The 26615-nt window shown below is 70.3% G+C and carries 19 protein-coding genes; 4 read left to right on the forward strand and 15 right to left on the reverse strand.

Annotated elements, in window-relative coordinates; translation table 11 throughout:
- Positions 1–123: 123 nt before the first annotated feature.
- From tal to pgl, 4 genes are all read left to right on the forward strand, one after another.
- The gene (gene tal, locus DEJ23_RS01745; RefSeq protein WP_111238529.1) at positions 124–1236 is read left to right on the forward strand and encodes a transaldolase; all 1113 of its coding nucleotides are present in this window, start codon (positions 124–126) and stop codon (positions 1234–1236) included.
- 193 nt (positions 1237–1429) lie between these two features.
- Positions 1430–2968 (forward strand): glucose-6-phosphate dehydrogenase, encoded by a 1539-nt coding sequence (gene zwf, locus DEJ23_RS01750; RefSeq protein WP_111238530.1) that lies wholly within the window; start codon positions 1430–1432, stop codon positions 2966–2968.
- A complete protein-coding gene (locus tag DEJ23_RS01755) occupies positions 2965–3909 on the forward strand; it encodes a glucose-6-phosphate dehydrogenase assembly protein OpcA (RefSeq protein ID WP_111238531.1) in 945 nt (314 codons plus the stop codon). Before zwf ends, DEJ23_RS01755 begins: the two co-directional genes overlap by 4 nt.
- A 106-nt stretch (positions 3910–4015) precedes the next feature.
- Entirely contained in the window at positions 4016–4786 is a 771-nt protein-coding gene (pgl, locus tag DEJ23_RS01760; RefSeq protein WP_111238532.1) for a 6-phosphogluconolactonase, read from the forward strand.
- A 278-nt stretch (positions 4787–5064) separates the two neighbouring features.
- Here pgl and DEJ23_RS01765 read toward each other — a convergent pair whose 3' ends face one another.
- The 15 genes from DEJ23_RS01765 to polA form a co-directional block, all read right to left on the reverse strand.
- Positions 5065–5424 carry an RNA polymerase-binding protein RbpA gene (locus DEJ23_RS01765; RefSeq protein ID WP_111238533.1) on the reverse strand — a complete coding sequence of 120 codons (360 nt, stop codon included), beginning with the start codon at positions 5422–5424 and terminating at the stop codon, positions 5065–5067.
- A gap of 3 nt (positions 5425–5427) precedes the next feature.
- Positions 5428–5679 (reverse strand): preprotein translocase subunit SecG, encoded by a 252-nt coding sequence (secG, locus tag DEJ23_RS01770; protein WP_058727797.1) that lies wholly within the window; start codon positions 5677–5679, stop codon positions 5428–5430.
- A gap of 119 nt (positions 5680–5798) precedes the next feature.
- Complete coding sequence (gene tpiA, locus DEJ23_RS01775) at positions 5799–6578, reverse strand: triose-phosphate isomerase (RefSeq protein WP_111238730.1); 780 nt, start codon at positions 6576–6578, stop codon at positions 5799–5801.
- A complete protein-coding gene (locus tag DEJ23_RS01780; protein WP_111238534.1) occupies positions 6575–7792 on the reverse strand; it encodes a phosphoglycerate kinase in 1218 nt (405 codons plus the stop codon). The genes tpiA and DEJ23_RS01780 overlap by 4 nt, the downstream gene beginning before the upstream one ends.
- On the reverse strand, positions 7789–8799 hold the full coding sequence (gene gap, locus DEJ23_RS01785) for a type I glyceraldehyde-3-phosphate dehydrogenase (protein WP_111238535.1): 1011 nt from the start codon (positions 8797–8799) through the stop codon (positions 7789–7791). Before gap ends, DEJ23_RS01780 begins: the two co-directional genes overlap by 4 nt.
- Positions 8800–9111: 312 nt before the next feature.
- The gene (whiA, locus tag DEJ23_RS01790) at positions 9112–10092 is read right to left on the reverse strand and encodes a DNA-binding protein WhiA (RefSeq protein ID WP_111238536.1); all 981 of its coding nucleotides are present in this window, start codon (positions 10090–10092) and stop codon (positions 9112–9114) included.
- Positions 10093–10167: 75 nt separating this feature from the next.
- Positions 10168–11121: an RNase adapter RapZ gene (gene rapZ / locus DEJ23_RS01795; RefSeq protein WP_258375207.1), complete on the reverse strand. Its 954-nt coding sequence runs from the start codon at positions 11119–11121 to the stop codon at positions 10168–10170.
- Positions 11122–11260: 139 nt separating this feature from the next.
- Entirely contained in the window at positions 11261–13417 is a 2157-nt protein-coding gene (uvrC, locus tag DEJ23_RS01800) for an excinuclease ABC subunit UvrC (protein WP_111238537.1), read from the reverse strand.
- Positions 13418–16435 (reverse strand): excinuclease ABC subunit UvrA, encoded by a 3018-nt coding sequence (uvrA, locus tag DEJ23_RS01805; RefSeq protein WP_111238538.1) that lies wholly within the window; start codon positions 16433–16435, stop codon positions 13418–13420.
- 48 nt (positions 16436–16483) lie between these two features.
- Positions 16484–17398 (reverse strand): SDR family NAD(P)-dependent oxidoreductase, encoded by a 915-nt coding sequence (locus tag DEJ23_RS01810; RefSeq protein WP_111238539.1) that lies wholly within the window; start codon positions 17396–17398, stop codon positions 16484–16486.
- Positions 17388–19472 (reverse strand): excinuclease ABC subunit UvrB, encoded by a 2085-nt coding sequence (gene uvrB, locus DEJ23_RS01815; protein ID WP_181429062.1) that lies wholly within the window; start codon positions 19470–19472, stop codon positions 17388–17390. The genes DEJ23_RS01810 and uvrB overlap by 11 nt, the downstream gene beginning before the upstream one ends.
- A gap of 83 nt (positions 19473–19555) precedes the next feature.
- Positions 19556–20158 carry a dephospho-CoA kinase gene (gene coaE / locus DEJ23_RS01820; protein WP_111238540.1) on the reverse strand — a complete coding sequence of 201 codons (603 nt, stop codon included), beginning with the start codon at positions 20156–20158 and terminating at the stop codon, positions 19556–19558.
- A 107-nt stretch (positions 20159–20265) separates the two neighbouring features.
- A complete protein-coding gene (rpsA, locus tag DEJ23_RS01825; protein ID WP_111238541.1) occupies positions 20266–21735 on the reverse strand; it encodes a 30S ribosomal protein S1 in 1470 nt (489 codons plus the stop codon).
- 251 nt (positions 21736–21986) lie between these two features.
- A complete protein-coding gene (locus DEJ23_RS01830; protein ID WP_111238542.1) occupies positions 21987–23666 on the reverse strand; it encodes a DUF885 domain-containing protein in 1680 nt (559 codons plus the stop codon).
- A 183-nt stretch (positions 23667–23849) separates the two neighbouring features.
- Positions 23850–26522: a DNA polymerase I gene (gene polA / locus DEJ23_RS01835; protein WP_111238543.1), complete on the reverse strand. Its 2673-nt coding sequence runs from the start codon at positions 26520–26522 to the stop codon at positions 23850–23852.
- Positions 26523–26615 lie beyond the last annotated feature (93 nt).

Consider the following 26615-nt stretch of genomic DNA (forward strand, 5'->3'; position numbering starts at 1 on the left):
GGCCCCTCTGCCGGGAGGCGCGGTGCGGGTCCGTCCCGCGCCTCCCGGCCCACAGACCACGACACCACGGCACCGGGCGCGGCACGCGCACCGGGCCGGTCGACGAAAGAAGAAGAGAAACCCATGGCTGAGAACACCCCCACCGCCGCCCTCTCCGAGGTCGGCGTCAGCATCTGGCTCGACGACCTGTCGCGCGAGCTCCTCGAGACCGGCAAGCTGACCGAGCTCATCGAGCAGAAGAACGTCGTCGGCGTCACCACGAACCCGACGATCTTCGCGTCGGCCCTCGCCAAGGGCGAGCGCTACGACGCGCAGGTCAAGGAGCTCGCGGCGAAGGGCGCCGACGTCACCGAGGCGATCTTCGAGATCACCACGCAGGACGTCGCGAACGCCTCCGACGTGTTCACGCCGATCTACGACGAGACCAAGGGCTTCGACGGCCGCGTCTCGATCGAGGTCGAGCCGGGCCTCGCCCACGACACGCAGAAGACCATCGAGCAGGCCAAGTTCCTGTTCGAGAAGGTCGGCCGCGAGAACGTCCTCATCAAGATCCCGGCGACCCTCGAGGGCCTCGAGGCCATCACCGAGGTCATCGGCGCCGGCATCTCGGTGAACGTCACGCTGATCTTCTCGCTCGAGCGCTACCGCGCCGTCATCGACGCCTACCTGGGTGGCCTCGAGAAGGCCAAGGCCGCCGGCCACGATCTGTCGAAGATCCACTCGGTCGCCTCGTTCTTCGTGTCGCGCGTCGACTCCGAGATCGACAAGCGCCTCGACGCCGTCGGCACGGACGAGGCCAAGGCCCTCAAGTCGAAGGCCGGCATCGCCAACGCGCAGCTCGCCTACCAGGTCTGGACCGAGGCGTTCGCGACCGAGCGTGCCCTGGGCCTGCTCGAGTCCGGTGCGAACACCCAGCGCCCGCTGTGGGCCTCGACCGGCGTCAAGGACCCGTCGCTGCCGGACACGCTCTACGTGACCGAGCTCGCCGCGCCGAACACCGTCAACACCATGCCGGGCAAGACGCTCGACGCGACCTTCGACCACGGCGAGGTCCACGGCGACGCCATCGCCGGTTCGTACGAGGGTGCGCAGCAGGTCATGGACCAGATCGCCGCCGCCGGTGTCGACTACGACGACGTCGTGGCCCTGCTCGAGAAGGAGGGCGTGGACAAGTTCAACGTCTCCTGGGGCGAGCTCGTCGACACGGTGAAGACCGCGCTCGAGAACAGCAAGTAAGCAGAACCGGAGCCTGCGTCCCGACGACGGGACCACCGTCCTCGGGACGCAGGCACCCACGGTCAGGACCCGCCCGCCGGAGCCGCGACGAGCCTCCCGGCCGGACCTGACCACCACGACGGCGGAGTCGCCGCTGCCCCCGCAGCGCAGCGCTCCGCCGTCTCCGTTCGACTCGTAAGGAGTTCACCGACTCATGTCACCGGTGGCGATCACCCCGGAGCACAACCCGCTCCGGTTGCCGACCGACCGACGTCTGAACCGGATCGCGGGTCCCAGCACCCTCATCATCTTCGGCGTGACGGGCGACCTGTCGCGCAAGAAGCTGATGCCCGCGGTCTACGACCTCGCGAACCGGGGCCTCCTGCCCCCGGGCTTCGCGCTCGTCGGGTTCGCCCGGCGCGACTGGGAGGACCAGGACTTCTCCCAGCTCGTGCACGACGCGGTCCGAGACCACTCCCGCACCCCCTTCGACGAGGCCGTCTGGAAGCAGCTCGAGCAGGGCATCCGCTTCGTCCAGGGCTCGTTCGACGACCCCGAGGCGTTCCTCGAGCTGAAGCGCACCGTCGACGAGCTCGACGCCCAGCGCGGGACGCTCGGCAACCACGCCTTCTACCTGTCGATCCCGCCGAAGATGTTCCCGGTCGTGACGGAGCAGCTCAAGGTCTCCGGCCTGACCGAGAAGCGCGAGGGCTCCTGGAGCCGCGTGGTGGTCGAGAAGCCCTTCGGCTCCGACCTCCGCACCGCCCGCGAGCTCAACGCGATCGTCGAGAGCGTCTTCGCACCCGACGACGTCTTCCGCATCGACCACTACCTCGGCAAGGAGACCGTCCAGAACCTCCTGACGCTCCGGTTCGCGAACCAGATGTACGAACCCATCTGGAACTCGAACTACGTCGACCACGTGCAGATCACGATGGCCGAGGACATCGGTGTCGCCGGCCGCGCCGCCTACTACGACGGCATCGGCGCCGCGCGCGACGTGATCCAGAACCACCTGCTGCAGCTGCTCGCGCTGACCGCGATGGAGGAGCCCGTCTCGTTCAAGGCCGCGGACCTGCGCGCGGAGAAGGAGAAGGTGCTCTCCGCCGTACGGCTGCCCGAGGACCTCGCCACGGCCACCGCCCGCGGACAGTACGCCGGCGGGTGGCAGGGCGGCGAGAAGGTGCTCGGCTTCCTCGAGGAGGCGGGGATGAACCCCGAGTCCACGACGGAGACCTACGCGGCGATCAAGCTCGACATCGCCACCCGCCGCTGGCAGGGCGTTCCGTTCTACCTGCGCGCGGGCAAGCGTCTCGGGCGCCGCGTCACCGAGATCGCGATCGTCTTCAAGCGCGTCCCCGAGGACGTCTACGGCAACACGCAGTCGCCCCTCGGGCAGAACGCGCTCGTCATCCGCGTCCAGCCGGACGAGGGCGTGACGCTCCGCTTCGGCTCGAAGGTCCCGGGCGTCGGCACCCAGGTGCGTGACGTGACGATGGACTTCGGCTACGGACACGCGTTCACCGAGGCGTCGCCGGAGGCGTACGAGCGACTCATCCTCGACGTGCTCCTCGGCGACCCGCCCCTGTTCCCCCGTCACCAAGAGGTGGAACTGTCGTGGAAGATCCTCGACCCGATCGAGGAGTTCTGGGCCACGCAGGGCCAGCCCGAGCAGTACCGTCCCGGCACGTGGGGCCCGGCGTCCGCCGACGCCCTGCTCGCCCGCGACGGCCGGACCTGGAGGCGTCCATGAAGATCGACATGCCGAACACCACGGTCTCGAAGATCCAGAAGAAACTCGTCCACATCCGCGAGGAGGGCGGCGCGGTCGCGCTCGGCCGCGTCCTCACGCTGATCATCTCGACCGCCCTCGGGCACGAGGAAGAGGCGATCTCGGCCGCGAACGAGGCGTCGCGCGAGCACCCGATGCGCGTGATCATCGTGTCGAAGAACGACGGCGACACGAAGTCCCCCGGTCGCCTCGACGCGCAGATCCGCGTCGGCAGCGACGCGGGCGCCAGCGAGGTCATCGTCCTCCGCGCCTACGGCGAGACCGCGACGGACGAGGAGAGCCTGGTCACCGGCCTGCTCCTCCCCGACGCGCCCGTCGTCGCGTGGTGGCCACAGATCGCTCCGGAGCAGCCGGCCGCGTCCGCACTCGGACGGATCGCGCAGCGCCGGATCACCGACGCCGCCGCCCAGAAGGACCCGAACGGCGCGATCGAGGCGCTCGGGAAGTCGTACGTGCCCGGTGACACCGACTTCGCGTGGACCCGTCTGACGCTGTGGCGGAACCAGCTCGCCGCGGCGCTCGACCAGCCGCCCTACGAGCCGGTCACGGGCGTCGAGGTCTCCGGAGCGAGCGACAGCCCGTCGACGATCCTGCTCGCCGCCTGGCTCCAGCTGCAGCTGCAGGTCCCGGTGTCCGTCGTCACGTCGCCCCGCGCGACCGGGTCGAGTGGCATCCACGGGGTGAAGCTCGAGCGCGCCTCGGGCGCGATCGACCTCGAGCGCTCGCTCGTCGACGTCGCGACGTTGTCGATGCCGGGCCAGCCCACGCACGACCTGTCGCTGCCGCGGCGGAACCTGCGTGACTGCCTCGCAGAGGAACTCCGTAGACTCGACCCGGACGTCCTGTTCGGGGACGTCGTCAAGCACGGGGTGCCCCAGCTCCGCGAGTCGATCGCCGGCTGAACGCCCCACACGACCGGACCCCGGGCGGTGCTCGCACCGAGCACCGCCCGCCCCGGTCGGACCGAAGGCGGTCGCACCGGTCGGCCGCCACGAACACGGGAGACACGTGACCAACGAACGACGGGTGCTGGTGCACCCGGACAAGCAGTCCCTCGGCGCGTCGGTCGCCGCTCGCTTCATCACGAAGATCATCGACGTGCTCGACGAGCAGGAGCGCGCCGACATCGCCATCAGCGGTGGCTCGGTGTCGTCCCTCGTCCTCGCCGCGATCGGGCAGTCGCCGGCGCGCGAGAGCGTCGACTGGTCGAAGGTGCACGTGTGGTGGGTCGACGAGCGCTGGGTCGCCGAGGGGGACGCGGATCGCAACGTCACCGGCACGCAGGGCGACTTCTTCGCACACGTGGACATCCCGCAGGTGAACATCCACCCCATGGCGCCGTCCGACGCCGGTCTGTCGATCGACGAGGCCGCCGCGCAGTACGAGCGCGAGCTGCAGGAGGCGGCCCCCGAGGGCGCGGTCGCCCCGCGCTTCGACATCACGTTGCTCGGCGTCGGCCCCGACGGGCACACGGCCTCGCTGTTCCCCGAGTTCCCGCAGCTCGCGGTGACGGATCGTGCGGTGCTCACCGTCGACGACTCCCCCAAGCCTCCGGCGCAGCGCCTGACGCTCTCGTTCCCGGTCATCAACGCGTCGCAGCGCGTGTGGGTCATCCTGTCGGGAGCCGAGAAGGCATCCGTGCTCGGTCTCGCACTGGCCGGCGCCTCGGTGGACGAGGTCCCCGTCGGCGGCGTGCAGGGCCGGAAGCGCACCGTGTTCTTCGTCGACCAGGACGCCGCGCGCGACGTCCCCGAGAACCTCATCGCGTCGACGTACTAGACCGCGACCCCCGGACGGACGGGAGGCGCGGTGCCGGCTGGCACCGCGCCTCCCGTCTTCGTCGGTGCGGGTCCACCGCCGGGACGGGGCGCGACCCGCGGCTTCCGGTCGCACGACCTGCCGCTCACCTCCGGCCCCGGCGGCGAGTCATGCGACGAGAGCGTCCGCGCATGGCGAGTCGTGCGACGACGAGCCCCCCGACCTCGCCCGCCGCCCGCCGCCCGGAACGACGAAGGCCCCCGCACCGGACCGGTGCGGGGGCCTTCGGACGTCTGGTGCTACTTCGCGGTACCGCGACGCTGCCGGAGCTGCTGCAGCGCGTCCTCGAGGAGCTGCGCTGCCTCTTCCTCGGTGCGCCGCTCCTTCACGTACGCGAGGTGCGTCTTGTACGGCTCGGTCTTCGCGACCTGCGGCGGGTTCTCCTTGTCACGGCCGGCCGGGAGGCCCGTGGACGGCGAGTCGACCGTCTCGGGGATCTCGTCCTCCGGCAGGTTCGCGGCGAAGTACCGCACGACCTCGTTGCCGAGGGCGTCCCAGTACGAGACGGCCACGCGCTCCGCCTGGACGCCGCGGTCCTGCTCCCCCATCGGGCCCGCGCCGACGCGCGACCCTCGGATTGCACTGCCTCCGGTTGCCATGGATCAGCTCCCCGCCGTGAACTTGTTGATGAGACCGAGCACGATGATCGACACGATCCAGACCAGACCGAGGATCACCGTGATGCGGTTGAGGTTGCGCTCGGCGACGCCGGACGCCCCGAGGTTGCTCGTCACGCCGCCGCCGAACATGTCGGAGAGACCGCCACCGCGGCCCTTGTGCAGGAGGATGAGGAGCGTGAGCAGGAGGCTCGTGATCGCGAGCAGGACCTGCAGCACGACGGAGAGTATCGCCACGACGTACCTTTCGTGTCAGTCAGCCATGCAAGTGTACCGGGCCGCAGCAGCAGCCCGGGCACCGGCACGGGCGTGGCTCAGGCCGGTCACGAGGACGCGACCGGCCTGAGCGGGGTGTGTCAGAGTCCGACGTGCTGCCGGAAGCGCGCGATGGCCGCGAACTCCTGCACGTCGAGCGATGCCCCGCCGACGAGCGCGCCGTCGATGTCGGGCTCGCGGAGGAAGCCGGCGATGTTGCCCGACTTCACCGAACCGCCGTAGAGCACGCGGGTGGCCGCAGCGGCCTCGTCGCCCCACGCCGCAGCGATGGCCCGGCGGAGGGCGGCGCAGTCGTCCTGGGCCTGCTCGGGCGTCGCGGCCTGCCCGGACCCGATGGCCCACACCGGCTCGTACGCCACGACGATCTCCGACGGCTGCACGGCGTCGAGGACCACCTGGAGCTGCTCGACCGGGACCACGCCCGCGCCGCGTTGCTCGCGTTCCTCGCCGGTCTCGCCGACGCAGACGACCGGCACGAGGCCGTGCTTGACGGCCGCGGCGGTCTTCGCGGCGACGATCTCGTCCGTCTCCCCGTGCATCGTGCGACGCTCCGAGTGGCCGACGATGACGTACTTCGCGTCGAGGGCGGCGAGGAAGGCTCCCGAGACGTCACCGGTGTACGCACCGGCGTCGTACTGCGAGAGGTCCTGCGCGCCGAACTCGATCGACAGCTTGTCCGCCGCGATGAGCGTCTGCACGCTCCGCAGGTCGGTGAAGGGCGGGAACACCGCGACCTCGACGTCGTCGTGGTCGTGGCGCGCGTCCTTCAGCGTCCAGGCCAGCTTCTGCACGGTGGCGATCGCCTGGAGGTGGTCCAGGTTCATCTTCCAGTTCCCGGCGATGAACGGCGTGCGGGTCATCGGGACCACCCCAGTGCTTCGAGACCGGGGAGCGGCTTGCCCTCGAGGAACTCGAGGCTCGCTCCTCCTCCGGTCGAGATGTGCCCGAAGCGGTCGTCCGGGAACCCGAGCGACCGCACGGCCGCCGCGGAGTCGCCGCCGCCGACCACGCCGAGGCCGTCGACCTCGGTCAGGGCCTGCGCGACGGTCTTCGTGCCGGCGGCGAACGCGGGGAACTCGAACACGCCCATCGGGCCGTTCCAGAAGACCGTCTTCGAACCGGCGACCGCCGCGGCGAAGCGCGACGCCGTCTCCGGACCGATGTCGAGGCCGATGCCGTCCGCGCCGAACGACGAGGACTCGATGGCGTCGGCCGCGACGGTCTCGTGCGCCGCGTCGGCCGCGAAGCCGGAGGCCACCACGACGTCGGTCGGCAGGTCGATCGTCACGCCGAGCTCGTCGGCCTTCGCCAGGTAGGCGCGGACGGTGTCGAGCTGGTCCTGCTCGAGCAGCGACTTCGCCACCCCGTGGCCCTGGGCCGCGAGGAAGGTGAAGAGCATCCCGCCGCCGATGCACAGCGTGTCCACCTGCGGGAGCAGGTGCTCGATCACGCCGAGCTTGTCGCTGACCTTCGATCCGCCGAGCACGACCGTGTACGGCCGCTGCGGGTCCTTCGTCAGGCGCTCGAGCACCGTCAGCTCGGACTCGATGAGCGACCCGGCGGCGCTGGGGAGCGCCGCGGCGAGCTCGTAGACCGAGGCCTGCTTGCGGTGCACGACACCGAAGCCGTCGGACACGAACGCGTCGCCGAGGGCGGCGATGCGTTCCGCGAACGCCTGGCGCTCGGACGCGTCCTTCGAGGTCTCCTCCGGGTTGAAGCGGAGGTTCTCGAGCAGCAGGACGTCGCCGTCCCCGAGGTCCTCGGCGGCCGAGGTCGCCTCGTCGCCGACGGTCTCACCGACGAAGGTGACCTCCTTGCCCAGCAGCTCGGAGAGGCGCTGCGCCACGGGGGCGAGCGAGTACTCCTGCGCGGGCTTGCCGTCCGGACGACCGAGGTGCGAGATCACGATGACCCGCGCCCCGGCGTTGACGAGCGTGTTGAGCGTGGTCAGCGACGCCCGCACGCGGCCGTCGTCGGTGATCGTGCCGTCCTTGAGCGGGACGTTCAGGTCACACCGGACGACGACGCGCTTGCCGGCGAGGTCGCCGAGGTCCTCGAGGGTGCGCAGGCTCATGCCGGGAGTCGCTCGCCCACGTACTCGGTCAGGTCGACGAGACGGTTCGAGTAGCCCCACTCGTTGTCGTACCACGAGGTGATCTTGACGAGCTTGCCGATGACCTTGGTCAGGCCCGAGTCGTAGATCGACGAGTGCGGGTCCGTCGTGATGTCGGTCGACACCAGCGGGTCCTCGCTGTAGAGCAGGATGCCCTTGAGCGGGCCCTCTGCGGCCTCCTTGTAGGCGGCGTTGATCTCGTCGACGGTGACCTCGGAGGACGTCTCGAGCGTCAGGTCGGTGATCGAACCGGTGGGCACCGGCACGCGGAGCGCGTAGCCGTCGAGCTTGCCGGCGAGCTCCGGCATGACGAGGCCGATGGCCTTCGCGGCGCCGGTCGACGTCGGGACGATGTTGAGCGCGGCGGCACGGGCACGACGCGGGTCCTTGTGCGGGCCGTCCTGCAGGTTCTGGTCGGCCGTGTAGGCGTGCACCGTCGTCATGAGACCGCGCTCGATGCCGAACTTGTCGTGGAACACCTTGGCGAGCGGCGCGAGGCTGTTCGTGGTGCACGACGCGTTCGAGATGATGTTGTGGTTCTCGGCGTCGTACTGGTCCTCGTTCACGCCGAGCACGATGGTGACGTCGTCGCCGGTCGCCGGGGCGGAGATGATGACCTTCTTGGCGCCCGCGTCGATGTGCTTCTGCGCGTCGGCGGCCTTGGTGAAGAAGCCGGTCGACTCGATGACGATGTCGACGCCCAGCTCGCCCCAGGGGAGGTTCGCGGGGTCGCGCTCCGCGAGGACCTTGATCGGCTTGCCGTCGACCACGATGCTGTCGCCCTCGAGCTCGACGGAGACGCCGAGACGACCCGTGATGGAGTCGAACTTCAGCAGGTTCGCGAGAGCCGCGTTGTCGGTGAGGTCGTTCACCGCCACGATCTCGAGGTCGGAGCCCTTGGCGAGGGCGGCCCGGAAGAAGTTACGGCCGATGCGGCCGAAGCCGTTGATGCCGATCTTGACGGTCAATGGATCTCCTGGTGGGTGTGGAGCGCCCCGGGGGCGCTGCTTTCGGAGTCGCGAGCCCGTTCGGCCCACGTGTGGTGGACGATACGCCCCGTAACGTCGCCGTCACGACCCTAGCAGTCGGACACTGCACGCCCGCGCTGGATGACGGTCCGTCCGGACGGTCGCGGCCGGTGCCGCGTGTCCCCACGGACGGCCGGGCGGCTCCCCACCGGCACGGTCGCAGCGCCGCTGGCGCATCGCTCCGGAACCGGCGGCGTGGGCCGGGCGCCAGCTGGCACCGCGCCTCCCGCCCGGACGTGCGAACGCGACCGATCAGGCCCCTTCGAGCTCCTCCGGCACGCTGGCCTCGGTCCCCGGGATGCCGAGGTCGGAGGCCTTCTTGTCGGCCATGGCGAGCAGGCGGCGGATCCGGCCGGCGATCGCGTCCTTCGTCATCGGCGGCTCGGCGTGCTGGCCGAGCTCGTCGAGCGAGGCGTCGCGGTGCTCGAGACGGAGCGAGCCGGCGTACTTGAGGTGGTCCGGGACCTCGTCGCCGAGGATCTCCAGCGCGCGCTCGACGCGGGCACAGGCGGCGACGGCTGCCTGCGCCGAACGACGGAGGTTCGCGTCGTCGAAGTTGACGAGACGGTTCGCGGTGGCGCGGACCTCGCGGCGCTGCCGCATCTCCTCCCACTCGGCGGTGGTGCGGGCGGCACCCATCACGGTGAGCATCTGCCCGATCGCCTCGCCGTCACGGATGACGACGCGGTGGACGCCGCGGACCTCGCGGCCCTTCGCGGCGATGCCGAGGCGCGACGCGGCTCCGACGAGGGCCATCGCGGCCTCGTTGCCCGGGCAGGTCACCTCGAGCGCGGCGGCTCGGCCCGGGTCCGTGAGCGTGCCGGACGCGAGGAAGGCACCGCGCCAGATGGCGGCGAGGTCCTCGCGGTTGCCCGTGGTGAGGCGGTTCGGGAGGCCCCGCACCGGGCGGCGGCGGGCGTCCATGAGCCCGGTCTGGCGAGCGAGGGTCTCCCCCGCCTCGAGCACGCGGACGAGGTAGCGGGTGCCGCGGCGGGAGGATGCGGCCGACCCCACCGACGCCTCGCTCCGCACGCCGTACAGCTCCGCCAGGTCCTTCCGCACGCGGTGGACGATGATCCGGGTGTCGAGCTCGACCTCGACCGCGATCCTGCCCGAGATGACGTGCAGGCCGCCCGCGAACCGCAGGATGGTCGCGAGTTCGGCGGCGCGGACCGTGTTGCGGTTCACGACGACCCTGGCCAGTTCGTCCTTGACCTCGGCAGTCAACGGCACAGCATCATTCCTAACGTTTTCTCTGGTGGGGTCCGCGGCCCCGGCGCACGTCGTGTGGAGCGGCCGGAGGAACGGTCACTCCCGGCCGAGATCTCGGTTCTTCACACGCACGGCGACGTCGGGCATCCCGCGGAGGAGGTTCGCCAACTCGGCGACGACGGCGACCGAGCGGTGCTTGCCGCCGGTACAGCCGATGGCGATCGTAGCGTGTCTTTTGTTCTCGCGCTGGTAGCCGGCGAGCACGGGCTCGAGCACGGCGGCGTAGCGCTCCACGAACGAGCGGGCTCCCGGCTGCGCGAGGACGTACTCCGAGACGGGGGCGTCGAGGCCCGTGTGCGGCCGCAGTTCCGGGACCCAGTAGGGGTTCGGGATGAAGCGGACGTCGGCGACCATGTCCGCGTCGGCGGGCAGCCCGTACTTGAACCCGAAGCTCATCAGCGTGACCTGCACGCCGACGAAGTGGTCGTCGGCGAAGCGCTCGGTCACGCTGTTCGCGAGCTGGTGGATGTTGAGGTCCGAGGTGTCGATGACGACGTCGGATGCCTCGCGGAGGCCGGAGAGACGCGACCGCTCGAGCCCGATGCCGTCGAGGAGCGTCCCGTCGCCCTGCAGCGGGTGCGGCCGGCGGACCTGCTCGAACCGACGGACGAGCACCGCGTCCGTGGCCTCGAGGAACAGCACGCGCACGCGCGCGGACGTGCTCGCGCGCACCTGTTCGACCGCCTGTTCGGGGTCGGTGAAGAAGCGGCCGCCGCGGACGTCGACCACGGTGGCGATCTTCGGGATCTTCTCACCAGCACGGTCGGCGAGCTCGGTGAGCGGACCGAGCATCTGCGTGGGCAGGTTGTCGACGACGTACCAGCCGAGGTCCTCGAGAGCCTTGCCGACCGTCGACCGGCCCGCTCCGGACATGCCCGTGACGATGAGGATGTCGTGCTGCTGCGACGCGGTGGTCGTGGCGTCGCGGGCGTGGTCGTCGTCGCGGGCGTGGTCGTCGTCGCGGGCGTGGTCGTCGCTCGTGTCGCTCATGTGTGGGAGGGCTCCGTCGTGGCGGCCCGGGCCACGGCCCGGGGAGGTCTCGGCTGCGTCCAGGCTATCGCCCGCGCGCTGGACGGCGCAGGGCCGACGCCGGGTGGCGGCGCCGGTCCTGCACCCTCCGGCGACGGCGTCACCGCGGGCGGTGCGGGCCGTCGTCGGTCACGTCCGGTACGCGGACGGGGCCCGCCGGACGGGAGGAGCGGTCCGGCTCCGCCCCGTCGGTGGCACCGGGTGCGCTGGCCGGCGCCTCCGCCCTGGCTCGCGCGTCCGCGCTGGCCGGCGCGTCTGCGCCGGCTGGCTCGTCCGCGCCGGCTGGCTCGTCCGCGCTGGTCGGCTCGTCCGCGCCGGCAGTGGGAGCGCTGGGGGTGGGAGCGCTGGAGTCCGGTGCGCTCTGCGGCGCCTGCGCCAGCTTCGCGACCACCGCCGCAGCAGTGGCGGGACCGACGCCGTTCACCTCGGCGATCTGCTCCGCCGTCGCGTCGCGCAGGCGTGCCACCGAACCGAAGTGTTTCAGCAGCGCGTTCACCCGTGTCGGCCCGAGCCCCGGGATCTCCGACAGCTGCGATCGGACGTCCCGCTTCCGCCTGGTGCGCTGGTGGGTGATGGCGAACCGGTGCGCCTCGTCACGGATCCGCTGGATGAGGAACAGCGCCTCCGAGTTCCGCGGCATGATCACCGGGAAGTCGTCGTCGGGCAGCCAGAGCTCCTCGAGCCGCTTCGCGATGCCGACGAGCGCGATGTCGTGCACACCCGCCTCGTCCATCGCCCGCTTCGCCGCCTGCACCTGCGGTTGCCCGCCGTCGACGATGAGGAGCTGCGGCCGGTAGGCGAACCGCTTCGTGGGCTTCGTGCCCTCGACCACGTCGTCGCTCGTGGCGTCCGGGACGTCCGGCACCGCGGCGTCCTCGTCGAGCCGTGCGAGCCGCCGCGACAGCACCTGGTACATGCTGTCGGTGTCGTCCGTCGTCTCGGCGATGGTGTACCGGCGGTACTGGTCCTTGCGGGGCAGACCGTCCTCGAACACCACCATCGAGGCCACGACGTTCGTGCCCTGCAGGTGCGAGATGTCGTAGCACTCCATGCGGAGCGGGGCGTCGGTCATGCCGAGCGCGTCCTGGATGTCCGCCAGCGCTGCCGAGCGGGTCGTGTAGTCGGCGCTCCGCTTCGTCTTGTAGAGCATGAGCGCCTGCGCCGCGTTCTGCGCCGCGGTGCGAGCGAGGCCCGCTCGGTCGCCCCGCTGCGCGGTGCTGAGCTTCGTACCGCGACCGCCGCGGCGCTCGCTGAGCCACTGCTGCAGCGCTTCGGCGTCCTCGGGCAGTTCGGGGACGACGACCTCGCGCGGCGGCTCCTCGGTCGACGCGTACTGGCCCTGCACGATCTGCTCGATGAGGTCGCCCGTGCTGATGTCGAGCTCCTTGTCGACCACCCAGCCACGGACACCGCGGATGCGGCCCCCGCGGACGGAGAACAGCTGCACGGCCGCGGCGAGCTCGTCCTCGGCCACGCCGAACAGGTCGAGGTCGACCGAGTCACGGAGCACCACGGCCGACTTCTCGAGCACCGCCTCGAGGGCACCGACCTGGTCCCGGTAGCGCGCGGCCTGCTCGTACTGCATCGCATCCGCGGAGGCCGCCATGCGCTGCCGGAGCTCGGTGATGACCCGGCGGTCGTAGCTGGACATGAAGCGGACGAACTGGTCGACGATCGCGCGGTGCTCGGCGATCGAGACCTTCTGCGAGCATGGCCCGCCGCACTTGCCGATCTGGCCCGGGAAGCACGGCTTGCCGGTCTGCATCGCCTTCTTGTACGACGAGTCCGAGCAGGTCCGGATCGGGAACACCTTGATCATCAGGTCGATGGTGTCGTGCACCGCCCAGATCTTCGGGTACGGCCCGAAGTACTTCGCGCCCTTGATCTTGCGGTTCCGCGTCACCATCACCCGCGGCGATTCCTCGCCGAGGGTGATCGCCATGTACGGGTACGACTTGTCGTCCCGGAACTTGACGTTGAACGGCGGGTCGAACTCCTTGATCCAGGTGTACTCGAGCTGCAGTGCCTCGATCTCAGAGCCGACCGTGGTCCACTCGACGCTCCGCGCCGTGAGCACCATGCGTCGGGTGCGCTCGTGCAGCGTCGGCAGCGGGGCGAAGTAGTTGCTCAGCCGGGCACGGAGGTTCTTCGCCTTGCCGACGTAGAGCACCCTCCCGGCCTCGTCACGCCACCGGTAGACGCCCGGATCGGTCGGGATCTCCCCCGCCTTCGGCCGCCAGGAGACGGTGTCCGACACCTACCGAGCACCCGCCTTCTGCTGCTGCTTCCGGGTCGCCTGGCGCGCACCCACCGCCTGCTCCTTGCCGACCCGGGCGTCCTGCGCGTCGAAGATCTCGCGCAGGAAGACCCCGGTGTGGCTCTCCGGCACGTCCGCGACGTGCTCCGGCGTACCGACGGCCAGCACGGTGCCGCCGCCCGCGCCGCCTTCGGGGCCCATGTCGACGAGCCAGTCGGCGGACTTGATCACGTCGAGGTTGTGCTCGATGGTGATCACCGTGTTGCCCTTGTCGACCAGGCTCTGCAGCACGAGCAGCAGCTTCCGGACGTCCTCGAAGTGCAGGCCCGTGGTCGGCTCGTCGAGCACGTAGACCGTCCGACCGTTCGAGCGACGCTGCAGCTCGGTGGCGAGCTTCACGCGCTGCGCCTCGCCACCGGAGAGCGTGGTCGCGCTCTGCCCGAGCCGGACGTACCCGAGACCCACGTCGACGAGTGTCTGCATATACCGGTGGATCGCGGAGATCGGCTCGAAGAACTCGGCCGCCTCGCTGATCGGCATGTCCAGGACCTCGGAGATGTCCTTGCCCTTGTAGTGCACCTGCAGCGTCTCGCGGTTGTACCGCGCACCGCCGCAGACCTCGCACGCGACGTAGACGTCGGGCAGGAAGTTCATCTCGATCTTGATCGTGCCGTCGCCCGAGCAGTTCTCGCAGCGCCCGCCCTTGACGTTGAAGCTGAAGCGCCCGGGCTGGTAGCCACGCGCCTTCGCCTCGGGGGTCTCGGCGAAGAGCTGCCGGATGCGGTCGAACACTCCCGTGTACGTCGCCGGGTTCGACCGCGGGGTGCGGCCGATCGGCGCCTGGTCGACGTGCACCACCTTGTCGAGCTGGTCCAGGCCCTTGACGCGCGTGTGCTTGCCGGCGATGTGCCGTGCACCGTTGAGCTGGTTCGCGAGCACTTTGTACAGGATGTCGTTGACCAGGGTCGACTTGCCCGAACCGCTCACGCCGGTGACCGCGGTGAAGACGCCGAGCGGGAAGTCGACGTCGACCTGCTTGAGGTTGTTCGCCCGCGCTCCCTGGACGCTGATCACGCGCTTCGGGTTGATCTTCCGTCGCTCCGTCGGCACCTCGATCGCGCGGCGCCCGGCCAGGTAGTCGCCCGTGACGGACTCGCGGTTCGCGATGATGCCCTCGTACGAACCGGAGTGGACGACCTTGCCGCCGTTCACGCCGGCGCCCGGTCCGATGTCGACCACCCAGTCGGCCGTGCGGATCGTGTCCTCGTCGTGCTCGACGACGATGAGGGTGTTGCCGAGGTCCTTGAGCTTGACGAGCGTGTCGATGAGCCGTCGGTTGTCACGCTGGTGGAGGCCGATGCTCGGCTCGTCGAGCACGTAGAGCACACCGGTCAGACCCGAGCCGATCTGGGTCGCGAGACGGATGCGCTGCGCCTCACCACCGGACAGCCCGCCCGCGCCCCGCGCGAGCGTGAGGTAGTTGAGCCCGACCTCGAGCAGGAACTCGAGACGCGCCCGGATCTCACGGAGGACCGCGGCGGCGATGTGCGCCTCGCGCTCGGTGAGCGTGAGCGACTCCATGAAGCCGTAGGCCTGGTCCAGGGACATGTCGGTGACGTCGGCGATGCTGCGGCCGTCGACCGTCACAGCGAGGACCTCGGGCTTCAGACGGGTGCCGTCGCAGACCGGGCACGGCACTTCGCGCAGGTACCCCTGGAAGCGCTGGCGCTGCGAGTCCGACTCGGCCTCGGCGAACTTGCGCTCGATGTAGGGCATGACGCCCTCGAACCCGCTCGTGTACCGCATCTCGCGGCCGAAGCGGTTCTTCCACGACACGGAGACCTGGAAGTCCTTCCCGGTCAGGATCGCCGCCTGGACTGACGGGTCGAGCTGGTTCCACGGGGTGTCGAGGCTGAACCCGAGGTCCTTGCCGAGACCTGCGAGGAGCTTCTCGAAGTACGAGTAGAGCCCGCTCGTGCCCGTCCACGGCAGCAGCACGCCGTCGCGCAGGGACGCCTCGGGGTCACCGAGCACCAGGTCCGGGTCGACCGACATCCGGGTGCCGAGACCGGAGCACTCGGGACAGGCACCGAAGGGTGCGTTGAACGAGAAGGTGCGGGGTTCGATCTCGGTGAGCGCGAGCGGGTGGTTGTTCGGGCAGGACAGGTTCTCGGAGTACGTCCGGACGGCCCCGGGCCCCTCGTGGTCGACCATGTCGATCGCCACGGTGCCGTTCGTCAGGCGGAGCGCCGTCTCGAGCGAGTCCGTCAGGCGACCGAGGATGTCCTCGTTCGCGACGAGGCGGTCCACGATCACCGAGATGTCGTGCTTGACCTGCTTCTTCAGCTTCGGCGGGTCGCTGAGCTGGATCCGCTCGCCGTCGACGATCGCGCGGGCGTACCCGGAGGCCGCGAGTTCCTGGAAGAGGTCGACGAACTCGCCCTTCTTCTTGGAGACGACGGGTGCCAGGACCTGGAAGCGCGTCCCCGACTCGAACTCCATGAGCTGGTCGGCGATCTGCTGCACGCTCTGCTTGCTGATGACCTCGCCACAGACCGGGCAGTGCGGGACACCGATGCGGGCCCAGAGCAGACGCATGTAGTCGTAGACCTCGGTGATGGTGCCCACCGTCGACCGGGGGTTGCGGTTCGTCGACTTCTGGTCGATCGAGACGGCGGGCGACAGGCCCTCGATGAAGTCGACGTCGGGACGGTCCACCTGGCCGAGGAACTGCCGCGCGTACGCGGACAGGGACTCGACGTACCGGCGCTGCCCCTCGGCGAAGATCGTGTCGAACGCGAGCGAGGACTTGCCCGACCCCGAGAGCCCGGTGAAGACGACGAGCGAGTCACGCGGGATCTCGAGGTCGACGTCGCGGAGGTTGTGGACGCGGGCACCACGGACGCTGAGCGTCGAGGTGCTGTGCGGTGCCGTCCCGCCCGGGAGGTGGAGGTCGGCAGGCTCGCCGAAGGCGTTCCGGCCAGGGGTCGCGGTACCGCGGTCAGAGGTGATGGTCATCGCAGACGATTCTACGAAGCAGGACCGACATCCGTCCGCGGTGCGGCTTCACGCGAGTGCGTCGAGAGCGAACGCGACGCCGGTGGCCCGCTCGCTCGCGGTCCAGAGCCGGGCCGCGGCGTTCCGGTCGTGCGCCCGGGGCCGCGCCGGGACGAGCGCCGGTGCCCCCGCGAACTGGAGCGGGCCACCGGGACCCCAGTACTCCCCCGACCGGACCTCGTCGCCGACGACGGCGTGCACGAGCGGCCGCGCTCCGGCGTCCTTGCCCTGCGCCACCCATCCCGAGCCGGCGCGCATCCACGCCGGCTCACGACGGGTCGGCGCGATGGCCGGCCGTGGCGGAGCCGCGGCGTCGAGCGACAACCCGGGGTGGGCGACGATGCTGCGGACGTTCGAACCGGCGTCCCCGAGGCGCTGGGCGAGCTCGAAGCCGAACAGCATCACCGCGAGCTTGCTCCTGGCGTACTGCCGGTGTGACTCGTAGCGGCCGACCGCGAGCGGGTCGGACCGGTCGAGCGTCGCGAAACGGTGCGCGATCGACCCGAGGTGCACGACCCGACCGATGTCCTGGTCGAGCATCGGCAGGGCGAGCGCCGTCCAGGCGAAGTGTCCGAGGTGGTTCGTCCCCACCTGCAGTTCGAAGCCCTGCGCGGTCTCCTGCCGCTCGGCCGACCCGACGACGCCCGCGTTGTTCAGGAGCGCGTGGACCGGGCCCAGCTCGCCGAGTTCGTCGACGGCGGCGTGCACGCTGTCGAGGTCGGCCAGGTCGAGGTGCAGGTGCACGAGGTCCGCGTGGTCGACGTGTTCCCGGACGCTCCGCGCGGCGGCTGCGCCACGCTCGGCGTTCCGCGTCGCGAGGACGACTCGGTGCCCCTGGGCGGCGAGCTGCTCGGCCGCGTGGTACCCGAGACCGGCACTCGCACCGGTCACGACGACGGTGCGTCGGTCGGCGTCAGCGGACATGCCCCGCGGACTCCATCTGGCGCAGCGCCTTCTTGAGGTCCTGGACCTCGTCGCGGAGCCGTGCCGCGAGCTCGAACTTGAGCTCGGCCGCGGCCTGCAGCATCTGGTCGTTGAGGTCGGCGATGGTGGCCTCGAGCTGGGTCGCGCCCTCACCGGCGATGCCCTCACGGCGCAGGTTGGGCGTGGGCGAGCGGCGGCCGTCTGCGGCCGGACGACCCTCGAGCAGGGCCTTGGTGTCGTCGCTCTCCCGCTGCAGGACCTCGGTGATGTCGGCGATCTTCTTCCGGAGGGGCTGCGGGTCGATGCCGTGCTCGGTGTTGTAGGCGATCTGCTTCTCGCGACGCCGGTCGGTCTCCTCGATCGCCTGCTGCATGGAGTCGGTCATCTTGTCCGCGTACATGAGCACCTGGCCGGACACGTTGCGGGCGGCACGACCGATCGTCTGGATGAGCGACGTCGACGACCGCAGGAAGCCCTCCTTGTCGGCGTCGAGGATCGCAACGAGCGACACCTCGGGCAGGTCGAGACCTTCGCGCAGGAGGTTGATGCCGACGAGCACGTCGTACACGCCCTGGCGCAGCTCGGTCAGGAGCTCGACGCGCTTCAGGGTGTCGACGTCGGAGTGCAGGTACCGCACGCGGACGCCGGCGTTGCCGAGGAAGTCCGTGAGTTCCTCGGCCATGCGCTTCGTCAGCGTCGTCACGAGCACACGCTCGTCGCGCTCGACGCGCAGCTTGATCTCCTCGAGCAGGTCGTCGATCTGGCCGTCGCTCGGCTTCACCACGATCTCCGGGTCGACCAGACCGGTCGGGCGGATGATCTGCTCGACGACACTGTCCGTGACACCGAGCTCGTACTTGCCCGGGGTCGCCGACAGGTACACCTTCTGCCCGACGCGGTCGAGGAACTCCTCCCACGTCAGGGGCCGGTTGTCGAGGGCGCTCGGCAGACGGAACCCGTGCTCGACCAGCGTGCGCTTGCGCGACGCGTCGCCCTCGTACATCGCGCCGATCTGCGGCACGGTCACGTGCGACTCGTCGATGACGATGAGGAAGTCGTCCGGGAAGTAGTCGATGAGGCAGTGCGGAGCCTCGCCCGCCGCACGCCCGTCCATGTGGCGCGAGTAGTTCTCGATGCCGGAGCAGAACCCGATCTGCTCCATCATCTCGATGTCGAAGGTGGTGCGCATCCGCAGCCGCTGGGCCTCGAGCAGCTTGCCCTGGCCCTCGAGCTCGGCGAGCCGCTCCGCGAGCTCGTCCTTGATCCGCTCGATCGCGCGGTGCATCACGTCGGTGTCGGCGACGTAGTGCGACGCCGGGAAGATCGACACGCCGGGGAGGTCGGTGATGACGTTGCCGGTCAGGGGGTGCAGGGAGGTGAGCGCCTCGATCTCGTCACCGAACATCTCGATGCGGATCGCGTGCTCCTCGTACATCGGGATGATCTCGATGGTGTCCCCACGGACACGGAAGGTGCCGCGCGCGAAGTCGACGTCGTTGCGCTGGTACTGCATGCCGACGAACTTGCGGACGAGCTGGTCGCGCGAGATCGTCTGGCCGACGTGCAGCGCGATCGAGGCGTTCATGTACTGCTCGGGAGTACCGAGGCCGTAGATGCAGGACACGGTCGAGACCACGACGACGTCCCGCCGGCTGAGCAGCGAGTTCGTCGTCGAGTGCCGGAGGCGCTCGACCTCGGCGTTGACCGACGAGTCCTTCTCGATGAAGGTGTCGGTCTGCGGGACGTACGCCTCGGGCTGGTAGTAGTCGTAGTAGGAGACGAAGTACTCGACCGCGTTGTTCGGCAGGAGCCCGCGGAACTCGTTCGCGAGCTGCGCCGCGAGGGTCTTGTTGTGCGCCAGGACGAGCGTCGGCCGCTGCACCTGCTCGATGAGCCAGGCCGTCGTCGCCGACTTCCCGGTACCGGTGGCGCCGAGCAGCACCACGTCCGTCTCACCGGCGTTGATCCGGCCGGCGAGCTCGGCGATCGCCGCCGGCTGGTCACCGCTCGGCGAGTACTCGCTGATCACCTCGAACGGACGGATCGCCCGCGTGGGCTCGATCGACACTGCCATGCGCTCAACGGTAGTCGTGACCCCTGACACCCGCGGCCCTGATCGCCCACAGCAGAGCGGGCGACGGGGCCCGCCGAGCCCGCTCAGGACGCGATGCGCTGCCACACCGCGTCGGCGGACCGGACGGTGCCCTCGAGCGTCCCGGTGGCGTCGACGACGTGGTCGGCCAGCGACAACCGTTCGGCGTCCGACGCCTGGGCCGCGACGCGTCGCTCGGCCTCGTCACGCGGCATCCCCCGGTGCTCCACGAGTCGTTCGACCCGCTGAGCGGCCGGGGCGTCGACCACGACGACCGCGTCGAACGAGATCGGCCGACTCCCCCGGGCCTCTGCCAGGAGCGGCACGTCGTACACGACCACGGCGTCGGGATCCGCTGCCGCGGCCGCGTCGAACGCCTGCTGCGCGAGACGCCAGACCTCCGGGTGCGTGATGCCCTCGAGGTCCTTCCGCGCCGCCGGGTCCGCGAAGACGATGCTGCCGAGCGCCGCGCGGTCGAGCGAGCCGTCGTCGGCGATCACACGGCTCCCGAAGCGTTCGGCGACCCGGGCGAGCCCCGGGCTGCCCGGCGCGACGGCCTGCCGGGCGAGCTGGTCGGCGTCGACCACGACGGCACCGTGATCCGCCCAGCGACGGGACACGGTGGACTTGCCCGCGGCGATGCCGCCTGTCAGACCGATGATGCGCACACGACCAGGCTACCCAGGACCCCGCCGACCACCGCAGCCCGGGAACGCCGGAAGCCCGGCACCCCCTCCAGGAGTGCCGGGCTTCCGGTACGGTGCGACCCGCTCGATCAGTTGTTCGAGCTGAGCTTCTCGCGGAGCGCCGCGAGCGAGGCGTCGTCGGCCAGGGTGCCCTGACCGTTCGACTCGCTCGAGAACGAGGACGACGAGGAGCTCGACGCGGTGGCGGGGAGGTCGAAGCCACCCTGCGCCTCGTCGGCGATGGTCTTCGCGACCTGCGCCTTGTGGGCCTCCCAGCGCGACTGGGCGGCCGCGTACTGGCCCTCCCACTCGGTGCGCTGGGTGTCGTAGCCCTCGAGCCACTCGTTGGTCTCCGGGTCGAAGCCCTCGGGGTACTTGTAGTTGCCCTGCTCGTCGTACTCGGTCGGCATGCCGTAGAGCGCCGGGTCGAACTCGGTGCCCTCCGGGTCCACGCCTTCGTTGGCCTGCTTGAGGCTGAGCGAGATGCGGCGACGGTCGAGGTCGATGTCGATGATCTTGACGAAGACCTCGTCACCGACGGAGACGACCTGCTCGGCGAGCTCGACGTGCTTGTTCGAGAGCTCCGAGATGTGGACGAGACCCTCGATGCCGTCGGCGACGCGGACGAAGGCACCGAACGGCACGAGCTTCGTGACCTTGCCCGGTGCGATCTGGCCGATCGCGTGGGTGCGGGCGAAGACCTGCCACGGGTCCTCCTGCGTGGCCTTGAGCGAGAGCGACACGCGCTCGCGGTCCAGGTCCACCTCGAGGATCTCGACGGTGACCTCCTGGCCGACCTCGACGACCTCGCTGGCGTGCTCGATGTGCTTCCAGGAGAGCTCGGAGACGTGGACGAGACCGTCGACGCCGCCCAGGTCGACGAACGCACCGAAGTTGACGATCGACGACACGATGCCCTTGCGGACCTGGCCCTTGTGGAGGTTGTTGAGGAAGGTGGTGCGCGACTCGGACTGCGTCTGCTCGAGCAGGGCGCGGCGCGAGAGGACCACGTTGTTGCGGTTCTTGTCGAGCTCCAGGATCTTCGCCTCGAGCTCCTGGCCCAGGTACGGGGTCAGGTCGCGGACGCGACGCAGCTCGATGAGCGAGGCCGGGAGGAAGCCACGGAGGCCGATGTCGACGATCAGACCGCCCTTGACGACCTCGATGACCGTACCGGTCACGACGCCGTCGGACTCCTTGATCTTCTCGACGTCGCCCCACGCACGCTCGTACTGCGCACGCTTCTTCGACAGGATGAGGCGGCCTTCCTTGTCCTCCTTCTGGAGGACCAGGGCCTCGACCTCGTCGCCGACCTCGACGACCTCGTTGGGGTCGACGTCGTGCTTGATCGAGAGCTCGCGCGAGGGGATGACACCCTCGGTCTTGTACCCGACGTCGAGGAGGACCTCGTCGCGGTCGATCTTCACGACGGTGCCGGAGATGAGGTCTCCGTCGTTGAAGAACTTCAGGGTCTTCTCGACCTCGGCCAGGAAGTCATCAGCCGAGCCGATGTCGTTGATGGCGACCTGCTTGGGAGCCTTGGTCGTGGTGGTTGTCATGTAGAGATTGCTCCGAACGGACATGAGTCGGGCCGTGACGGCGAGGGAGCGACCCCCTGGTCCGCACCTGTCGCAGGTGCGAGCCGTCGCAGCGGTGTGTTGGTCGGCGCGGATTGCGCCGATCGAGTCTAACCGCAGCGCGACGGCGCTGACAACCGGGCGTGTCGCCGTGTGTCGCGGATCGGATCACGCGCCCGGGACGGACGGGAGGCACGTGGCGGCGCCGCCACGTGCCTCCCGTCCGTGGCGCGTCAGCCGAGCAGCGCGCTCCGCAGCGTGTCCAGACCGACCCCGCCGAGCGCGAGGGCGCGGTGGTGGAACGCCTTGAGGTCGAACGCCGCACCCTCGCGCGCCGCCAGCTCGTCGCGGATCGACTCCCAGACCCGCTGCCCGACCTTGTAGGACGGCGCCTGTCCCGGCCACCCGAAGTACCGGGCGACCTCGAACTGCACGAACTCCGGCGCCATGTTGACGTTGCGGCCCATGAAGTCGAGCGCGTACTCCCACGTCCAGCCGCCGCCGTCGGGGTTCGTCTTCTGCAGGTGCACACCGATGTCGAGCACCACACGGGCGGCGCGCATCCGCTGGCCGTCGAGCATGCCCAGGCGGTCGCCGTCGTCGTCGAGGAAGCCCAGCTGCTCCATCAGGCGCTCGGCGTAGAGCGCCCAGCCCTCGACGTGGCCGGACGGCCCCGCAAGCTGCCGACGCCACGTGTTGAGCTCGCCGCGGTTGTAGACCGCCTGACTGATCTGCAGGTGGTGGCCGGGGACGCCCTCGTGGTAGACGGTGGTCTTCTCGCGCCAGGTGCCGAACTCGGTCACGCCCTGCGGCACGGACCACCACATGCGGCCCGCGCGCGAGAAGTCGTCGGAGGGGCCGGTGTAGTAGATGCCGCCCTCCTGCGTCGGGGCGATCCGGCACTCGAGCCGCTTGATCGGGTCGGCGATGTCGAAGTACCTGCCGTCCATCGCGCGGATCGACTCGTCGCTCGTCTGCTGCATCCACTGCTGCAGGGCGTCCGTACCGTGCAGGATGCGGGCGGGGTCGGCGTCGAGGACCTCGATGGCGCGGGCGACCGAGGCTCCGGGCTCGATGCGGTCGGCGATGCGCTCCTGCTCGTCGCGCATGCGGGCGAGCTCCTCGATGCCCCACTCGTACGTCTCGTCGAGGTCCACGACGGCGCCGAGGAAGTGACGGGAGTGCAGCTCGTAGTCCTCGCGCCCGACCGCGTCGACGGGCGTCGCGAGCGGCAGCAGCTCGTGCTCCAGGAAGCCCCCGAGGGAACGGTAGGCCGCGGCGGCGACCTCGGCGCCGCGGACGAGCTCGGACCGCAGCGACTCCGGCAGCGGCGCACCGCCCTCGAGCGCGGCACCGTCGACGAGCTGACGGAAGAAACCGTCCTCGGCCCCGTTGCGCGCGGCCTGCTCGGCGATGAGCTCGACCTGGCGTCGTGCCGGCGTGACCTGCTCACGCGTGCCCTGGAGCAGGGTCTCGCGGTAGCCCTCCAGGGCGTCCGGCAGCGCGTGCAGGCGGCCGGCGACGTCCTGCCAGTCGTCCGTGGTCGCCGTCGGCATGAGGTCGAGGACGTCGCGCAACTCCTGCGCCGGACTCGCGATCACGTTGAGGTCGCGCAGGTGGAGCTTCCGCTCGTGCGACTCGACGACCAGGTCGAGCTCCGCCCCGAGGTCGGTCTTGGTCACCCGGTCGACGTCGTCCGTGGACTCGGCGGCGTCGAGAGCCCGGCGGGCGGTGCGTGCGGCGTCGGCGAGGGCGTCGGCGCCGGCGGGCGACGTGTCGCCGTAGCCGTCGGTGCGGCCGGGCACGCCGATGTAGGTGGCGATCGTGGGGTCGAGGTCGACGAGGGTGGACACCCAGTCCTCCGCGACGCGGTCGACGGCGGAGGGCTGGCGGACGGGTCGGTCTTCGCTCATGCCCCGACCCTACCGAGCGGCACCGCCCGGGCGGGGGTGGTGACGTCGAGACGGGTGCGTGGACGTGAGACGCGCTCCGCCCGCCGAGACGCCGCCGGATCCGACGGCGTCTCGGCGGCAGCGCGGCGTCTCGGCGGCAGCTCGGCGTCTCGGCGGCAGCGCGGCGTCTCGGGCAGACGGGGCTCAGTGCGCCGCGGCCTCCCAGTTCGGGCCGACGCCGACCGACACGTCGAGCGGCACGCTCAGCTCCGCCGCAGCGCCCATGCGGGTCCGCAGGATCTCCTCGACGCGCTCCTGCTCCCCCGGCGCGACCTCGAGGATGAGCTCGTCGTGCACCTGGAGCAGCAGGTGCGACTCCAGACCGCCCTCGCGCAGGTCCTCGTCGACACCGAGCATCGCGATCTTCATGATGTCGGCCGCGGAACCCTGGATCGGCGCGTTCAACGCGGCGCGCTCGGCGTTCTCGCGCAGCACCCGGTTCGGGCTCTTCAGGTCGGGGAACGGACGGCGGCGGCCGAAGATCGTCTCGGTGTAGCCGTCCTCACGGGCCTGCTCGACGACGCCGCGGAGGTAGTCGCGGACCGCACCGAAGCGGGCGAAGTACTCGTTCATGAGCGTCCGCGCCTCGGACTGGTCGATCCGGAGCTGCTTCGACAGGCCGAACGGGCTGAGGCCGTAGGCCAGGCCGTAGGACATCGCCTTGACCTTGGTGCGCATCTCGGGCGTGACGTCCGCCGGCTCGACGGAGAAGACCCGGGCGCCGACGAAGCGGTGCAGGTCCTCGCCCTCGTTGAACGCCTGGATGAGGCCCGGGTCGCCGGACAGGTGCGCCATGATGCGCATCTCGATCTGCGAGTAGTCGGCGGTGACGAGCGTCGTGTACGGCTCGGCGACCGCGAAGGCCGACCGGATGCGACGACCGACCGCCGTCTTCACCGGGATGTTCTGCAGGTTCGGTTCGGTCGACGAGATGCGGCCGGTGCTCGTGCCGGTCTGCTCGTAGCGGGTGTGGATGCGCCCGTCGACGACGGCGGCGTCGAGCGTGTCGACGATCTGCCGGAGCTTCGTGGCGTCGCGGTGCTGCAGCAGCAGCCCGAGGAACGGGTGCGGGTGCTGCTCCTGCAGGTCGGCGAGGCTCGCGGCGTCCGTCGAGAAGCCGGTCTTCGTCTTCCGGGTCTTCGGCATCGCGAGCTCGGTGAAGAGCACCTCCTGCAGCTGCTTCGGCGATCCGAGGTTCACCTCGTGCCCGATCTCGGCGAAGGCCTGCTGCGCGAGGTCGGCCGCACGCTCCCCCAGGTCGTGCGACAGCCCGGTGAGCACGGGGCGGTCGATGCCGACGCCGATGGTCTCCATGCCCGCGAGCACCGGGACGAGCGGCAGCTCGATCGTGTCGAGCACGCGCAGCGAGGACTCGTCGACGCGGGCACGCAGCGCGGTGTCGACGCGGAGCACGTACCAGGCGTGCACACCGACGTTGACCGGTTCGGTCTCGGGGACGAGCTGGTTGGGGTCGGCGGTCGGCAGCTCCTCGCCGAGCTCCTGGTACACGAGGTCGGCGAGGGACTGGCCCTGCTTGCCGGGCTGCGCGAGCCACCCCGTGATGCGCGCGTCACCGGCGATGCCGTCCACGGTGATGCCGACCGAACCGAGGGCCTTGATCGCGGCCTTGGCGTCGTGGAAGTGCTTCGGAGCGTCGGAGGCGAACCAGGCGGCGAGCTGCTCGTAGTCCTTCGCCCCGCTGCCACCGGGGACCAGGACCGCGTCCTCGTGGGTCGCGATGCCGATCGCGCTGAGGCGGCCGTCGATGACCTCGACCGCGACGCCGAACCCGTTCTCGGCGTCGTTCGCACCCTTGCGCTCCAGCCAGTAGCCGAGCTCCTCGTCGATCACGGTCTGCACCGGCGGCGGCGTCGGGGCGCCGCTGTCGACCGAGCCGGGGGCGTCGGCGGCCTCGGTCGGCTCACCGGTGCCGGCGACCTTGAAGACGCGGTCGAGCAGGGTGCGGAACTGCAGCTTGGCGAAGAGGTCACGCACGGCCTGCTCGTCGAGCGGGCGGAGCGCGACGTCGGCGGGACCGACGGGCAGCTCGACGTCGTCCACGAGCCGGTTGAGCTTGCGGTTCCGGATCGCCCGGTCCTTCTGCTCGCGGAGGTTGTTGCCGACCACGCCCTTGATCTCGTCGGCGTGCTCGAGCACCCCGTCGAGCGAGCCGTAGGCGGTGACCCACTTGACGGCGGTCTTCTCGCCGACCTTGTCGATGCCGATCAGGTTGTCGCTCGTCTCGCCCACGAGCGCCGCGATGTCCGGGTACTGGTGGGGCTCGATGCCGTACCGCTCGTACACCTTGTCACGGTCGTAGCGCGTGAGCTCGGACACGCCACGGACCGACGGGTACAGCAGCGTGACGTCGTCGTTCACGAGCTGGATCGAGTCGCGGTCACCCGACACGACGTACACCTGGTACCCCTGCTCGGACCCCTGCCGCGCCATGGTCGCGAGGATGTCGTCGGCCTCGTAGTCCTCCTTCGTGACCGTCGTGATGCCCATCGCCTCGAGCGCCTGCTGCAGGAGCGGGATCTGCCCCTTGAACTCCGGCGGGGTCTCGGATCGCGTGCCCTTGTAGTCCTCGTACTCGCGGGTACGGAACGAGAAGCGGGAGATGTCGAACGCGACCGCCAGGTGGGTCGGCTTCTCGCGCTGCAGGAGCATGAGCAGCATCGAGATGAAGCCGTGGATGGCGTTCGTGTGCTGCCCCTCGCGGTTCACGAAGCTGTCGACCGGGAGCGCGTAGAAGGCCCGGAAGGCGAGCGAGTGGCCGTCGATGACCATGAGGGTAGGCTTTGCGGAGTCCGACACCCGGACAGCCTACCGACGCCATCCGACACGGGAGTCCGCGAGCGTGACCGACGAAGTGAGCACCACCGGGACCGTCGACGAGCGCCTCGCCGA

Source organism: Curtobacterium sp. MCSS17_008, from assembly GCF_003234185.1.
Classification (GTDB): Bacteria; Actinomycetota; Actinomycetes; order Actinomycetales; family Microbacteriaceae; genus Curtobacterium.

Bases quoted from the DNA above. Each gene is read 5' to 3' on its own strand.
- rpsA (WP_111238541.1), bottom strand. From the start codon at position 21,735: ATGACAACCACCACGACCAAGGCTCCCAAGCAGGTCGCCATCAACGAC.
- uvrA (WP_111238538.1), bottom strand. From the start codon at position 16,435: ATGACCATCACCTCTGACCGCGGTACCGCGACCCCTGGCCGGAACGCC.
- rapZ (WP_258375207.1), bottom strand. From the start codon at position 11,121: ATGAGCGACACGAGCGACGACCACGCCCGCGACGACGACCACGCCCGC.
- DEJ23_RS01830 (WP_111238542.1), bottom strand. From the start codon at position 23,666: ATGAGCGAAGACCGACCCGTCCGCCAGCCCTCCGCCGTCGACCGCGTC.
- uvrB (WP_181429062.1), bottom strand. From the start codon at position 19,472: ATGGCAGTGTCGATCGAGCCCACGCGGGCGATCCGTCCGTTCGAGGTG.
- DEJ23_RS01810 (WP_111238539.1), bottom strand. From the start codon at position 17,398: ATGTCCGCTGACGCCGACCGACGCACCGTCGTCGTGACCGGTGCGAGT.
- DEJ23_RS01755 (WP_111238531.1), top strand. From the start codon at position 2,965: ATGAAGATCGACATGCCGAACACCACGGTCTCGAAGATCCAGAAGAAA.
- DEJ23_RS01780 (WP_111238534.1), bottom strand. From the start codon at position 7,792: ATGAGCCTGCGCACCCTCGAGGACCTCGGCGACCTCGCCGGCAAGCGC.
- DEJ23_RS01765 (WP_111238533.1), bottom strand. From the start codon at position 5,424: ATGGCAACCGGAGGCAGTGCAATCCGAGGGTCGCGCGTCGGCGCGGGC.
- tal (WP_111238529.1), top strand. From the start codon at position 124: ATGGCTGAGAACACCCCCACCGCCGCCCTCTCCGAGGTCGGCGTCAGC.
- tpiA (WP_111238730.1), bottom strand. From the start codon at position 6,578: ATGACCCGCACGCCGTTCATCGCCGGGAACTGGAAGATGAACCTGGAC.
- zwf (WP_111238530.1), top strand. From the start codon at position 1,430: ATGTCACCGGTGGCGATCACCCCGGAGCACAACCCGCTCCGGTTGCCG.